Annotated in this window: 11 protein-coding genes; 4 read left to right on the top strand and 7 right to left on the bottom strand. The window is 67.9% G+C overall.

Annotation, left to right across the window (positions count from 1 at the left end; all coding sequences use genetic code 11):
- Window positions 1–617, bottom strand: a 617-nt coding sequence (locus DM816_RS33935; protein ID WP_425455307.1) for a trypsin-like serine peptidase, incomplete at its 3' end; no start/stop codon positions are given.
- Window positions 618–913: 296 nt separating this feature from the next.
- A complete protein-coding gene (locus DM816_RS33930) occupies window positions 914–1,765 on the bottom strand; it encodes an AfsR/SARP family transcriptional regulator (RefSeq protein ID WP_117214558.1) in 852 nt (283 codons plus the stop codon).
- Between the two features lie 225 nt (window positions 1,766–1,990).
- On the opposite strand from DM816_RS33930, the gene DM816_RS33925 reads away from it, so the two are divergent.
- Window positions 1,991–6,907, top strand: coding sequence for a hypothetical protein (locus tag DM816_RS33925; RefSeq protein WP_117214557.1), 4,917 nt, complete (start codon window positions 1,991–1,993; stop codon window positions 6,905–6,907).
- 27 nt (window positions 6,908–6,934) lie between these two features.
- Here the strand turns inward: DM816_RS33925 and DM816_RS33920 are convergent, their stop codons facing one another.
- Window positions 6,935–7,477 (bottom strand): hypothetical protein, encoded by a 543-nt coding sequence (locus tag DM816_RS33920; RefSeq protein WP_162908107.1) that lies wholly within the window; start codon window positions 7,475–7,477, stop codon window positions 6,935–6,937.
- Window positions 7,474–7,737: a hypothetical protein gene (locus DM816_RS33915; RefSeq protein ID WP_117214555.1), complete on the bottom strand. Its 264-nt coding sequence runs from the start codon at window positions 7,735–7,737 to the stop codon at window positions 7,474–7,476. Before DM816_RS33915 ends, DM816_RS33920 begins: the two co-directional genes overlap by 4 nt.
- A 59-nt stretch (window positions 7,738–7,796) precedes the next feature.
- Here DM816_RS33915 and DM816_RS33910 point away from each other — a divergent pair, with 59 nt between their 5' ends.
- Window positions 7,797–8,675 (top strand): hypothetical protein, encoded by an 879-nt coding sequence (locus DM816_RS33910; protein ID WP_117214554.1) that lies wholly within the window; start codon window positions 7,797–7,799, stop codon window positions 8,673–8,675.
- Window positions 8,676–8,807: 132 nt separating this feature from the next.
- Here the strand turns inward: DM816_RS33910 and DM816_RS33905 are convergent, their stop codons facing one another.
- Complete coding sequence (locus DM816_RS33905) at window positions 8,808–9,362, bottom strand: TetR/AcrR family transcriptional regulator (RefSeq protein ID WP_117214553.1); 555 nt, start codon at window positions 9,360–9,362, stop codon at window positions 8,808–8,810.
- A 97-nt stretch (window positions 9,363–9,459) separates the two neighbouring features.
- On the opposite strand from DM816_RS33905, the gene DM816_RS33900 reads away from it, so the two are divergent.
- Entirely contained in the window at window positions 9,460–9,993 is a 534-nt protein-coding gene (locus tag DM816_RS33900) for a carboxymuconolactone decarboxylase family protein (RefSeq protein WP_117214552.1), read from the top strand.
- A gap of 36 nt (window positions 9,994–10,029) precedes the next feature.
- Here DM816_RS33900 and DM816_RS33895 read toward each other — a convergent pair whose 3' ends face one another.
- Window positions 10,030–10,527 (bottom strand): winged helix-turn-helix transcriptional regulator, encoded by a 498-nt coding sequence (locus DM816_RS33895; RefSeq protein WP_117214551.1) that lies wholly within the window; start codon window positions 10,525–10,527, stop codon window positions 10,030–10,032.
- A gap of 110 nt (window positions 10,528–10,637) precedes the next feature.
- On the opposite strand from DM816_RS33895, the gene DM816_RS33890 reads away from it, so the two are divergent.
- Window positions 10,638–12,014, top strand: a complete 1,377-nt coding sequence (locus DM816_RS33890; RefSeq protein ID WP_117214550.1) for an MFS transporter — start codon at window positions 10,638–10,640, stop codon at window positions 12,012–12,014.
- A 22-nt stretch (window positions 12,015–12,036) separates the two neighbouring features.
- On the opposite strand, the gene DM816_RS33885 is transcribed toward DM816_RS33890, so the two are convergent.
- Window positions 12,037–12,951, bottom strand: coding sequence for a LysR family transcriptional regulator (locus DM816_RS33885; protein ID WP_117214549.1), 915 nt, complete (start codon window positions 12,949–12,951; stop codon window positions 12,037–12,039).
- Window positions 12,952–13,223 lie beyond the last annotated feature (272 nt).

The following is a 13,223-nucleotide window of genomic DNA, read 5'->3' as shown; positions in this document are numbered from 1 at the left end:
GCTTGACCCGAGAAGGTGCAGTTGACCTTGATCGCGCCGTAGTCGTAGTCGGGCGAGCCGTTGGTGGTCCAGCCGACGACGGAGTACAGCGTGATGGCGCTGCAGCCGAACCCGGTGTTCGGGTAGCCGGGGTAGACCGTGACACCGCTGCGCCAGGCGCCACCGCTGCCTCCGGTGTGGACGCAGTGCCCGGCGGTGACGATGGTGGACGTGAGGTTGGCGGGGTTGTAACCGGCCATCCAGCCCGAGCACCGACCGCCGCTGAAGGTGACCAGGACGGTGGAGGTGCCGGGGTACACGCCCGGGTTGACCTGGTAGCGGTCGTCGGTGCCGATGATGGAATCGATGCCGACACCCTTTCCGTCGGGTGCGCTCGCGGTGGCCTTGAGATCGGCCGGCAGGCCGGCCCCCTTTCCGCTACTGATCATGGAGGTGGCGACATTCGGTGCCATGCCGCCGTGCGAGCCGTCGCTGGAGACCATTGCCGACAGGCGGGCCTGGGCCGCCTGAGGCGACGCAGCCTCGGCACCGGCCGCGGATACCTGCACCAGCCCGAAGAGGGCCGCGGCGGCGATGACGGCAGCCCGCCGCAGGGTGGTTACGGTAGGAGTGTTCACTGGACCTTCCTTCGCATGAAGAAGTGACACAGCATCGCCCGGACACGACGGTGCACTCGGCGTGTCGGTGGGCTTGAGTCACGGCGCCCGGCTCGATTTATCGCGCCCGTAGCCCGTAGCGTCGGGACTCGCCGACGAAATGTAGCCGCCTCACTGCGAGAAGTATAGATATTTCGATCTTAGGGGCCGGCTTTTCAAGAGTGAAAGTTTGCCTGAGAAGACATTCAGCCTTTTCCCGCCCTGCTTGAGGTTCGTCGCATGAGTGTGCGCGATTCACGGTTGCCCGTGCGCGCGATTCACGGTTGCCGCGCGCTGTGAATCACCGGACAACAGCGCCACAATCGGTCCTTCCGGCGCGGTTTGGCGTGCCGCCTGCTCGGCCGGGTCGGGCTCGTGTCGGGCAGCGCATGGTTGAGGAGCTGAATCTCCAAGCGCCGCAACGTCGGCCCGGGATCCGTGCCGAGCTCGTCGGCGAGGACCGCGCGGGCCGTGCGCAGCGATTCGAGCGCGTCGCCCTGGCGGCCGGTGCGATACAGGGCGGTTGCCAACAGGCGCCACGATTCCTCGCGCAACGGATAATCGGCCAGAAATGCGCGCAACTCCGGGATCACGGCATCGGCCCGGCCAAGGCCGAGCAGTGCGGCGGCGCGCTTTTCGATGGCGTCGAGGCGCAACTCCTCCAGCCGCTGTGCCTCGCCGTGCGCCCAGGGTTCGTCCGCGAACGCCCCAAACGCTGGGCCGCGCCACAGAGCGAGCGCCCGGTCCAGCAACGGTAACGCTCTGTCGGGTGTGGACAGCTGGGCCGCGTCTCGTACCAAATCCTCAAAAATCCAACCGTCCACAGCGGACACTTCGGTGCGAAGCGCATAACCCGGGGGCGCCGTGACGAGCAGCCGTGCCGGCGCACGCGGCGGGCGATCCGGCTCCAGCCCGCGCCTCAGATGGGAGACATAAGCCTGCAATGCCGCCTGCGCCCGTGGCGGTGGTTCGTCGCGCCAGAGGTCGGACACGATGCGGTCGGCGGCGACCACGTGCCCGCGGGCGACCAGCAGGCGAGCCAGCACGGACTGCTGCCGCGGGCCGGCGAGGTCGACCAGACCCGCCTCGGTCCGCGCCTGCAACGGACCCAACACACCAAACGTCACCATCGTCGCCCCACCTCTTACGAATGCTTCACGAGATGAACGTGATGATCTTCGAAAACGTTTCACCGTTTGAGTCGCATCTCGGACACTTATTCACGTGAGCCCGACCACACCTGCGAAAACGGCAGGTGGGACTACCTGCGTTCCAAGTCGCTCGCAAGTGGACTGGCTAGCGTCGGCGTCGGTGTGATCCACATTCGCATGGGTAGTTCGAGAGGAAAAACCCGCATGCCCCCGTTACGCCTGAAACACCTGCGCCGGCGCATAGGTGCGCTCGCCGCCTTGGTGACCGCGGTGGTCGCCACAGCGGCCGTGCCCGCCAACGCCGCCCCACCGCCGATCCCCGAATGCGGTACCCAAATCGATGAGAAGCTCGGCACCGGCTACACGGCGGGCTTCCTCGGCCGCTGGCGGGACCGGTTCGCCGGGCTTGACACCGCGTTCAGCTGGAACTCTTATCAGGGCACCCCCGAGGGCGCGCCGCCGACCGGCGTGATCCTGCGGCCGCTCTTCCGCGAGATCGCGCAGCAGGAGAAGTTCGACCAGCTCGCGCCGGACAGTGATCGGGTCTGCCTGGTTGAGGCGCTCTACACGCGGATGGGCACCGAGGGTCTGGACACGACGATCGACCCGAACCTGGTCAAGACGCTCATGTACAGCATGCTCTTCACGGAAGGGTTCCTGGACACCCAGTTCGGTGGCACTGAGCAGCTTCCCGTGGCCGCGCCGCAGCTGCCCGAGCCGACCGAGCTGCGCAACCTCATTCGTTCACTGCGCGACCTGCTCGGCAACCCCAACCTGCCGCTCGTTGACGCGCTGGCACGACTGCCGCGCATCAACCTGCCCGCGCTGCGCCTGCCGCAGCTGACTCTGCCGCACCTGCCTCAGATTGGTACCGGGCTTGAGCTTCCGCTGCCGAGCGGACCGCCCAATTTGGACCTCAAGCTGCCCGTGTTGGACCTCGCGATCCTGCAGCAGCTCGCGGCCAGCACGATCAGCAGCGCGACCTACCTGGTGTGCACGAACCCGTCGGTGACCGCGCCCCGCGCCACCGACCGATGTGGACTGCCCGCCGCCCTGGGCACCCCGACCACCGCCGACCTTAACGGCGACCTGCTGCCCGACCTCCTCGTGACGATCACGCTGGACCTCGCGGCGATCGCCAACGGCCAGTTCGGTGTGACGCTTGGCTTCACCCGCACGCCGCTGTCCACTGGGAACCTTCCCGGCAAGGCGTATGTCATCATCCAGCCACCGGGCACGTCGACCCGCGTCATGATCGGCACGGCGAACGCGAAAACCTTGGCGCGCAACACGTCCGCCAAGATCACGTTCGAGAGCCCGGACGAGCTCGCGGACGGTGTCGTACGCGGTCCGGTGCAGCTGCGCTACAGCGGCGCCGACGGCGCGACGGACACCACGTTCCTGTTCGGCACGTCGCAGTACGAGAACGAGCCGACGAACGAGATCGACCAGATGAGCGTCGAGGCGACGCTCGCGCCCGTGCCCGCCCAACTCGACGCGAACCTGCGGGTCGACCCGCGCCCGCTCGCGGGGGTTGCGCGGAACCTGTTCGAGCTCACCAACGTCACGGCGTCACCGGTGCGGCCCGATCCGGACCGGTACGACCTGCACTTGGCGATGCGCTCGCAGAGCGGCTTCAAGAAGCAGGCGCCGCGCGAGTTCAAATTGGACACCACGATGATCGACATGCCGAGCACGGTGGAGCGGTTCGCGCTGGAGAGCTTCCCCGCCGGAGGCGAGGCGGCGTCGCGCCCGGTCACTGTCATCGACTATGTGGCGAGCTCGCCGGTCGAGCGCGTGGTCGCGCAGACTCGGTCGCGGCTGCTGGCGGACCCGGAAGGTACCTTCAAGCAAACGCAATTCGATGTCCGGAAGCTGCCGTCGCGGGTGCACGTCGACCTGACGCAGCCGCAGGAGAATCTGCCTGCGAGCACGCCCGGCGAGACCGTGGTGCATTACACCGCGCCGACCGTCGTGCCGTTCGCGCAGGCGCTGTTCACGTCGGTCGTGTCGGACAAGGTGAAGTCGAGCATCGATCTGACGCTGACCGATGTGCCGCGCGAGGTGACGGCGACGACGCTGCTGTCCGAGGACGGCTCGGTCACCGACGTGACAGCCGTTGCGCCGGAGCGCATCGGCGGGGCCGTCGTCGACGCAACGTTCCGCAAGTTTGACGGAGCGGGCAGCGCCACCCACGTGTGGGGCTCGGCGACGTCGCTGCCGCCCGTGTTCGGCCTGAAGCTGAACATGCCGGGCGGGGACAACTTCTCCGCCGATTACGCCGGGCGCAGCGCACCCGATCAGCCGGAGGGCAGCGCCGGGATCGACAAGCTGCACTTCAAGATGGCCAAGGGTTCCGGCTTCATACCCCCTGAATTCTTGAAACCGGATCCGAAGCAGCCCGAGCGTTACGCCGCGCAACATGCGTTCGTGCAGACCGAAACCGGCGGCGTGCTGCTGGCCGACCTGCGGCTCGACGCGCTGGCCCTGGCCGATGTCGGGTTCAGCGACCCAGGCCCGGCCGAGTGGGACATGAAGGTGGACGCCGACGTGCGCGGCGCGGGTGGCGAGAAGTTCGTGACCTCCGTGAACACGCCAGGCGTCAAGCTGGTGTCGGACGTGGCCCCGCTGCCCAAGCGGTTCGAGGCGCACGTGGAACCGGATGCCGCCGACAGCGTGCACTGCCCGGCGCGCCAAAGCGAGCCGGACAGCGACGACCTGCTGTGCATCCGGTACGAGATGGCCGAGGGCGTGGCGCCGGACGTGACGACGAACCTGAGCACCGCCACCGGTCTCACGCTCGACGGCACGGTCACCGACATGCCGATGCCAGGTGCCAAGCTGCGCCTGAACAAGACACAGTCCACTTTGGAGTACCGGGCCGACGCGCCCCTGCCCAAGGTGACCGCACTGGTGACGACTCCGGTGGCGAAATTCCGCAGGGCGAGCGACAATGCCGACCCGTTGGTGACCGTCGACGCGACGCTTACCAACGCGCCCAAGGACTTCGACCTGAGCTACGACCCCGAGCACATCGCGTTCGAGGCGCTCGAAGGCGGGGCCGTGGGTGAGGTCGACGCGAAGGCGGCACTGGACCGGAACCAGGGCACACTCAACGCGCTGCAACGGCCGTCGGACAACCACGTGCACGCGTTGCTCGACGACAACGGCAAGAACTTCTACGCCGCGGTCAAACTCACGAATCTGCGCAAGTTCTCGTACGAGAAGACGGCGGCGGACGGACTCGTCGCCGACTTCGACGGCGCGACCGGTGTGCCGCTGGACTTGGACGTGGATGTGCACTCGCCCGGCAAGCGGCTGGTGATTCAAGGTGGAGTCGCGAACGTGCCACCCGCGCTGCACCTGGAGAAGTCCGATGTGGACGGTGAGCTGGGCCTGAAACTGACGGCGGGTGCGCCGTACGAGGCGGACGCGCGGGTGCTGGTCGGCACGCCGGACGCGGTCCAATCCGCACTGTCGAAGTTGGACGAGATCCCGAGGGTCGAGGGCATTTCGGCGCGCGACTGGCGATTCGACGGCGTCGGTGTGGCCACCGGGCTCGGCGTGCGGTTCCACGACGCGCCGACCTACGCGGAAGTCAACATGAAGGAGAAGAAGTTCATCTTCGATGGGTACGCCCCCGACGAGGTGCAAGCGCTCGACGTGGACGTGATTCTCGACGCCGAACTGCAGCTTCACGTGCAGGGTGGGCTCACCGGGTTCCGGCCCGATGTGCCGTCCGGAGTGACGATCGGTCCCGTGGTGCAGCGCACCGGGAAGCCGGAGCACGGCAAGCCGGATCTGGCCCTGACGATCGACGCCAATGGCGTGCGTCCGGCCGCCGACCTGCTGGTCGTGCTGCCGGGGGATGCCGAAGGCCCGCCCGGCAAGCAGCAGCAGAAGATGCTGGGCATCGACGTGGAGGCGCTTCCGCACGAGCAGGTCGTGTTCTCGATGGAAAACTTCGTGGGACCGGAACCCGAGCCCGGCAAGACGCCGGACACGGAGATGCGTTTCAAGGCGGTCGGTTCGGTACCACTCGGGAAAGCGAAGATCACGTATGGGCCGATGTCGCACCCCGAGGCGCTCGTCGCCGACCTGGCCGACGTGCCCGCGTCGTTCGACCTGAGCCTGGGCAACGTGATCGCGCCGCCCGCACCGGATCCCTGCAAGGCGGACCCGCGCAGCGCGCTGCCGACCCAGTTCCCGAAGGTCGTCTATACCGCGTCAGACGACAACCTGGACGCCAACCTTGAGTTGGACGTCAACGGACTGACCGGCTTGGACGGTGGCATGACCGTCCGGCTCGAAGTCTCCAATTTGGGCGGCACGGGACAGGGCACCACGATGTTCTTCGACCGCGAGAACTGGAAACTGCGCGCCTCCTCGGAGGTCGCGACGACCCGGCTCTACGCGGAGGTGGAGGGCCTGTCCAAGGGGCTCAACGTCAGCGACCCCGGGCCCTGTGATGTGCCGCCACAGCACAGCACGCCGATCGACGTGGACTTCGTGGTCGACGTCGGGTTCAAGGTCGAGGTGCCGCTGGTGACGGTGGAGCTCAAGCAGCTCAAGTCGATGGAGATGAACGTCGGCGTCGCGTCGTCGGTGCTCGGTGACTTCGACGAGTTCGACCTGGACCTGTTCCACGTGCGCGGTGAGGCTGCGGCTCAGGTCGGGGTGGACATCATCTTCGACTTCGGCGGGCCGTTCCACGGGACGGTGGGGCTGCGGGTCGGGCCGAAGATCGTGGGCAACTTCATCCCGCTGTTCCACATCGGACAGAACACGCCGGGCATGGGATTCCCCATCGTCGAGTCGCCGATCCCGTGCGACCTGGGCATCCCGCCGCCCACGTTCGGGATCGGTGTCCGGCTGCAGCCCGGTCTGCAGTCGTCGGGCCTGCGCAGCGTCGCGGCGGGTGGGTTCCACCTGACCCGGCCGGGGCCGGATCAGGGGCACGCGTGGACGATCACGCCCAACATCCCGCTGGGCGCGGTCAGTGGGGGCGGCATGACCATGCTGACGCCGCAACTGCCGGCGTGGGCGATCCATCTGGTCACGTTCGCCATGGAGCCGGAGGGCACGCAGCGCGACTTCGACTTCGGGATCACCTGCCAGTAGTCCACATTGGATGAGACGCGGGAGGCGCTATGCCTCCCGCGTCTTCGTCTTCTGCAGCGCCCCGACCCGTGCGATCAACGCGATGCACCCGAGCAGCAGACCCGCCCCGAACGCGGCGACGCTGAACTGGTACCCGTCGAAAAATGCCTTGTCACCGGTGAGCGGCAGGATCTGGTACTGCAGGTAATAGCTCACCCCGATGCCCAGATAGAGCAACACATAGGACGCCACGGTCACGCCCAGCGCCAGAGCGCTGAACCCCAGCCATCGCGATCCCTGCGGCCGCCCCTTGACCAGCAGCAGGCAGGTCAACAGCAGAATCGGCGCCGAGGCCCAGGGCAGCAGCGTCACCAGCGGTTGCTGGTCGGCAGCCTGTGGGGCGGTGGCCGACCACAGCTGAGCCGCGATCGCGGGGGAGATCACCAGGACCGCGATCGCCATGGCGCGCAACGCGAGCCGCGGGGTCGGTTCACGGACGGCCGTGAGGGCCACGGCCATCGCCGACACGGCCAGCCCCACGCTGATCACGGATCCGGCGAACAGCATTTCGGCCGGACGGTACGGGCTCACCTCGGGCGACGTGAAAACATCAGGGGCGCGAGCGCGGCGGCGACACCGCTATAGCACAGCGCGGCCCAGCGCAGATCCTTGGCCATCAACACCATCTGGTCCATGTATTCCACGTCGACCGCCACGGCGATCGTGCCGTCTCTGACCGCTGCCTGCTGCGCCTCATAGGCGCGCCACGTGGCCGGCTCCAGCATCGTCATCGTCCAGGCCCAGGCGAGCGCACCGAGCGCCGCCAGTGTGCCGCCGATCCAGGTTCGCATCGACAGACACTACCCATTGTTAGGCGGCTCGATGGACACGATGCCAGATAATCGTCGATATGACGTCACCCTGTCCGGGCACCTCGTGGGACACCGTCGCGGCGGCACAGGCATTGGCCCAGCTGGCCGGGGTCATCGGCGGCTTCGTGTTCGCCGGGATGGTGGTGCTGCTCGGCCAACCCCGGCCCGAGACGGACCGGGCCGCGCAGCAGGCGGGCTCGGATCGACTGCGCGCGCTGACCCCGTTCATCGCCACCTTCATCGCGATGGGGCTCAATGCCTATGTGTTCGGGCTCATCGCGGGCGAAGCCAAGGACGCCTGCCGGCGGGCCTGGACCGCGACCGCCATCGCCAGCGGCATGCTCGCCATCGGCACGGTCGCCACCATCTGCGGGCTCATCCTGCTGGTCCGGGCATATCTCGCCCGGCACAACCTCAGCGACAGCGACAAGCCGCAACTGGCCAATCTGGAGCGCGTGCTGCGGGTCACGCTGTGGCTGACGGTCATGGTGGCGCTCGGCCTGTTGGTGCAGCGCGTCTACGAATACCTGAACGTCTGGCATGCCGGAGCCCCGCCGGGGCTCGCCTGGCTGCTCATCCCCGTGCTGCTGATCGGGTTCGCGGGCGTCGTCTGGACGGCGACCAAGTCCGGGCGGCTCAAACGCTTCATCGACGGCCCTGCCGGCGTCACCATCGACTACTTCGACCGCGACCTGTTCCGGGCCGGTCTGCTCACGGTTTCATACTCCATCGTCGGCGCCGCACTGGTCGGCCTGTTCCTCGGTGTGCTGCTCGACTGGGATCACGTGCCGGGATTCATCCCCTGGCTCGTCGCGGCCTGGGTGATCGGCGTCCCGTCCCTGGCGATCGGCGCCTGGGCAAGAGCGATCCGCGGCATCACGCGACTCACCCACGCCCCACCGCCCCCTCCGGGTTGATCATGAACTTTGTGTCCATGTTGGATGGCCTGTCGCTTCCGAAAACTTCATGGTCGACGCTGCGGTGCCGCGGTGTGTTGATCATGAAGTTTAGGCCGCGACACCGGGTGCGTCGCGACCGAAAGTTCATGATCAACCGGAAGAGGGGGAGGAGAGGAGGGCGACGGCGACGGATCGGGCGCGGTGTGCGGGTTCGGCGGTTCCCTCGCGCAGGGCGGTGACGATGGCTCCGTCCATGAGCAGGATGAACTGCTCGGCCAGCGCCGCGTGATCCGGCCGCCCGGCGGCTGCGAGCAGGCCGTCGACGTAGCTTGTCACCCGTCGCTTGTGTTCGGCGGCGACGCGATGGGCCGCGCTGCCCGGGTCAGCGGTCTCGACCATCGTGTTGATGAACGCGCACCCGCGAAAGTCCCCGCGAGCGAACCGCTCGGCGAGCGCATCGAACACCACCAACGGCTCGCCTCCGCGTGCCGTGACGCTCTCTTCGAGCCAATGGCGCCACCGCTCGTCGCGCTCGCGCAACACCGCCAACACGAGCTCCTCCTTGCTCGCGAAGTGCCGGTAGAAGGAGGCCCGGCCGACGCCGGACTCGGCCAGGATCCGCTCGACGCCGACGGCGCGTATCCCCTCGGTGTAGAACAGTCGCTCGGCGGTCTCCAGCAGGCGGTCGCGGGCATGCGTGGGCATGGTGCCGATCGTACCGGCCGATTGACCAAAACGGGAATGGTCAGTACCGTCTGAGACAATATTGAACCGATCGGTACCGTTTCTGAAAGGGATTCCCATGCCGCGCCTGCCCCAAGTCACCACCGACGACGCCACCGACGAACAGCGAGACCTGCTCGATGCCACTCAGCGGCAACTCGGGCGAGTCCCCAACCTGTACCGGACAATGGCCAACTCCCCAGCGGCCCTCAGGGGTTATCTGGCCTTCCGCTCGGCCCTCACCGACGGGGTCTTAAAGCCCGCGCTGCGGGAGCAACTCGCCCTGCTCGTCGCCGAGCTCAACTCCTGCCCCTACTGCGTCGCCGCCCACGGCCTGCGCGGGGCCAAGATGGGCATGTCTGACGGCGAGCTCCTCGGGGTCCGGTCGGCGCGCCACGCCGACCCACACACCCACGCAGCGCTCCAGTTCGCGCGGGCGGTGGTGGCCAAGGCCGGTGACATCACCGACGAAACCGTTGCCGCCGCGCGTGCCGCGGTGTGTGGTTGGCCACCTACGCCAGGCCCGACACAGGCACGCTCCTCATCACACTTGAGTTCGCCGACCAGGCGGAGTTTTTCCGGCCGCCGTGTCGCCACCCATCGACCGGCATGAGGACCGCGTGCTCGATGAGGGCCTCGGCGCGCACGATCAGCGAATGCCGGCCAGCACGTCCCGGGCGATGGCGTCGCGCTCGGCGGCCTCCTGCTCGGCCTGCCGCTCCTCCTGCGCGATCCGGGTGTCGTAGGCGGCACGCGCCGCGGCGATCTCGTTTTGGTGCGACTCGGTCCAGGTGACGAGGGCTCGGATCGTGTCGTGCAGGGTCGCGCCGAGCGGGGTGAGCTCATAGTCGACGCGGGGCGGCACGGTCGCGTGGACGGTGCGGCTGACCAGGCCGTCGCGCTCCAGATGGCGCAGCGTGCGGGACAGCATGCGCTGGCTGACCCCGTCGATGCTCTGGCGCAGCTGGGTGAAGCGCATCCGCCGGCCCCCGTCGAGCAGGGCGATGACGAGCAGCGACCACTTGTCGGCGATCCGGTCGAGGATTTGTCTTACCTCACAGTCCTCGCGGGTGTCCCACTGGAACACGTCGTAGTCGGCGTTGGTATCCGCGCAGTTACCGAGGGACCGAGAAGTTCCGTCTTCCATGACTCCTGATAGTGCCTGACGATGCTCCTGGTTACAAGAAGTTACCGGCGGCCAAAAAGGAACCGCGCCGGTCTCGGAAGGAGTCGATCTTGTCTACGTCAAGTGGTCGCATGGACGGACGGGCATGGAGCGTGCTGTTCGTGCTGTGCGGCGCCATCTTCATGGAGGGCATCGATGTGGCGATGCTCAACGTGGCATTGCCGTCCATCCGCGCGGAGCTGGGGCTGTCCACCGGGATGCTCAGCGGGGTGGTGAGCGCCTACGTGCTCGGATACGGGGGCTTTGTGCTGGTGGGTGGCCGTGCTGCCGACCTGCTGGGCCGCCGCAGGATGTTCCTGTTCTGGCTCACCGTGTTTCTCGTCTTCTCCGGTCTGGGCGGACTGGCCACCGAGGGCTGGATGCTGCTTCTGGCCCGGTTTGTGACCGGCGTCGCGGCCGCGTTCATGGCTCCGGCCGGGCTTTCACTGGTCACCACCAACTTTCCGGACGGCCCGCTGCGTACCAGAGCCTTAGGGGTTTATGCCGGCACGGCCGCCGGCGGCTTTTCCCTGGGGCTGGTGGCCGGTGGCCTGCTGGCGGCGATCGACTGGCGATGGGTGTTCTTCGCGCCCGTGCTGCTCTCGGCGGTGATCCTCGCGGTGGCCATACCGGTGTTGAAAGATCAGGCGCCGCAGGCCAGGCGGGCGGGCGGTTTCGACCTGCCCGGTGCGTTCACCCTCACCGCGGCGATGTTGCTGTTGGCCTATGGCGTGGTCCGCCTGGAGCACGGCAGTGCCGGGCTGGGCGCCACGCTCGGGGTGTTCGCCGCCGGTCTGGTGATGCTGGCCGCCTTCGTGGTGATCGAGCGCCGGTCGGCGAATCCGTTGGTGCGATTGGGAATCCTGCGTTCCGGGCCGCTGGTGCGGGCCAACCTCGGCGGGCTGCTCTTCCTCGGCTCGTTCGCCGGTTTCCAATTCCTGATCACGCTGTATCTGCAGGAGTTGCGTGGCTGGAGTCCGCTGCAGACCGGCCTGGCGATGCTGGTCGTCGGGGTCGACACGATCCTCGCACCGACACTGACGACCTGGCTGGTCAACCGGTTCGGCAACGGCCGGGTGCTCATCGGCGGCACGACGGCGGCGGTCTTGGCGTACGCGCTCTTCCTGCCGGTCGCTCCTGATTGGACATACGCCGCGATGCTGCCGACCATGCTGTTGCTCGGTGTCGCGTTCTCGCTCGGGTACGGACCGTTCACGATGGCTGCCACGGAGGGCGTTGACGAGCCCGAGCACGGCCTGGCCAGCGGTCTGCTCTACTCGTCGATGCAGTTTGGCACCGCACTTGGCATCTCCGCGGTCACCGCGGCCGTGGCGGTGTCCGGAAGCGGGCTGGCGGCGATCCGAGGTGCGCTCGTGGTCCCGGTTGCGGCGGCCCTGCTCGCCGCCGTGATTACCGCTTTTGGTTTGGTACGCCGTGGGCAGCCCGCCTTCGCGAACGGGGGAGCATGATATCCAGCCGGATCTGGCGGGCCTATTTGTTGGCGGCGAGTGGAGGTGTTGACTGCTTCACGGCGGTGAGCAGGAGGCGCAACAACGGCCGGGCGTCGCCGCGGCGCCAGGCGATCACGAGCTCGCTTGGTGCCACGCCGGTCACGGGCCGCGTCGTGATGCCGTCGCGGACAATCAGCGGGGCGTTGCCGGAGGCGATCAGGCACACACCGAGGCCCGCGGTCAAAGCCTCGACCGTCTCCTCGGCGTTGGCGACCTCGGCGCCGATCGTGGGTGGATGTCCGCGGCGGGCCGCGGTTGCCAGCCAGTACTCACGCAGCTCCCCGCTGCCCGGCGGGAGCGCAAGAAACGGTTCGTCCAGCAGGTCGGCGATGTCGACGGTGTCGCGTTCGGCGAGCCGGTGCGTGGCGGGCAGGGCGAGCAGCCGGGGCTCGGTGGCCACGGTCAGCCACTCGTAGCGATCCGGCGCGGGAAGGGGAAGCCACACGAAGGCGGCGTCGGTGCGGTTTGGCCCTTCGGCGGCAAGCCCGGCGGTCGGGTCGTCCCACGGAATCTGCCGCACCAGCAGGCGCGCCGACGGTGCCGCCGCGCTGAAACGGGCGCGGACCGCGGGCAACAGGCCTCGCCCGAGTCCGGTGTTCATGCCCACGACCAGGGTTGCGGCGTGTTCGGCGGCGGCGGTCGCGACGGCCTGCTCGGCGCGCCGCCAAGCGGCAAGGATCGCTTGGGCCTCGGGAAGCAGGGCCAGCCCCGCTGGAGTCAGCCGGACCTCGCGCCGGTCGCGTTCGAACAGCACCGTGCGCAGCTCCGTCTCCAGGGTGCGGATCTGCTTCGACAGCGCGGGCTGGCTGACGAACAGCGCCTCCGCAGCCCGGGTGAAGTGCAGGTGCTCGGCGACCGCGACGAAGTACCGCAGATCCCGCAGGTGAACATCCATCCCCTCTGGTTATCACACAACACCCCCAGTTCAGTCATCCCCACCACCCCACCACCCCACCGCCCTCGCGCCCCGCGGCCCTCCGCGCCGAACATGGACTTAAGTTCATGTTCGACCGGAAGGGGGGTGCGCGGAAGGTGGGTGGAAGGTTGGTGGAAGGGGGAAGGAAGGTGGGGCGCGGATTCTGCGTCGCGTGAGGACTTTCCTGGCGGTCGTGCTGGTTGTGTTGATGGTTGGGGTGCTGCGGACGCCTGAGCCTGCGGCTGCTGCGG

The organism is Allorhizocola rhizosphaerae, from assembly GCF_003426775.1.
In the GTDB taxonomy this organism is placed as follows: domain Bacteria; phylum Actinomycetota; class Actinomycetes; order Mycobacteriales; family Micromonosporaceae; genus Allorhizocola; species Allorhizocola rhizosphaerae.
The sequence above is the reverse complement of the archived record's forward strand: the minus strand, read 5'-3'. Positions and strand labels throughout refer to the sequence as shown.

Coding starts and splice junctions, on each gene's coding strand:
- DM816_RS33930 (WP_117214558.1), bottom strand. CDS start 1,765: ATGGTGACGTTTGGTGTGTTGGGTCCGTTGCAGGCGCGGACCGAGGCG.
- DM816_RS33925 (WP_117214557.1), top strand. CDS start 1,991: ATGCCCCCGTTACGCCTGAAACACCTGCGCCGGCGCATAGGTGCGCTC.
- DM816_RS33915 (WP_117214555.1), bottom strand. CDS start 7,737: ATGCGAACCTGGATCGGCGGCACACTGGCGGCGCTCGGTGCGCTCGCC.
- DM816_RS33910 (WP_117214554.1), top strand. CDS start 7,797: ATGACGTCACCCTGTCCGGGCACCTCGTGGGACACCGTCGCGGCGGCA.
- DM816_RS33905 (WP_117214553.1), bottom strand. CDS start 9,362: ATGCCCACGCATGCCCGCGACCGCCTGCTGGAGACCGCCGAGCGACTG.
- DM816_RS33900 (WP_117214552.1), top strand. CDS start 9,460: ATGCCGCGCCTGCCCCAAGTCACCACCGACGACGCCACCGACGAACAG.
- DM816_RS33895 (WP_117214551.1), bottom strand. CDS start 10,527: ATGGAAGACGGAACTTCTCGGTCCCTCGGTAACTGCGCGGATACCAAC.
- DM816_RS33890 (WP_117214550.1), top strand. CDS start 10,638: ATGGACGGACGGGCATGGAGCGTGCTGTTCGTGCTGTGCGGCGCCATC.
- DM816_RS33885 (WP_117214549.1), bottom strand. CDS start 12,951: ATGGATGTTCACCTGCGGGATCTGCGGTACTTCGTCGCGGTCGCCGAG.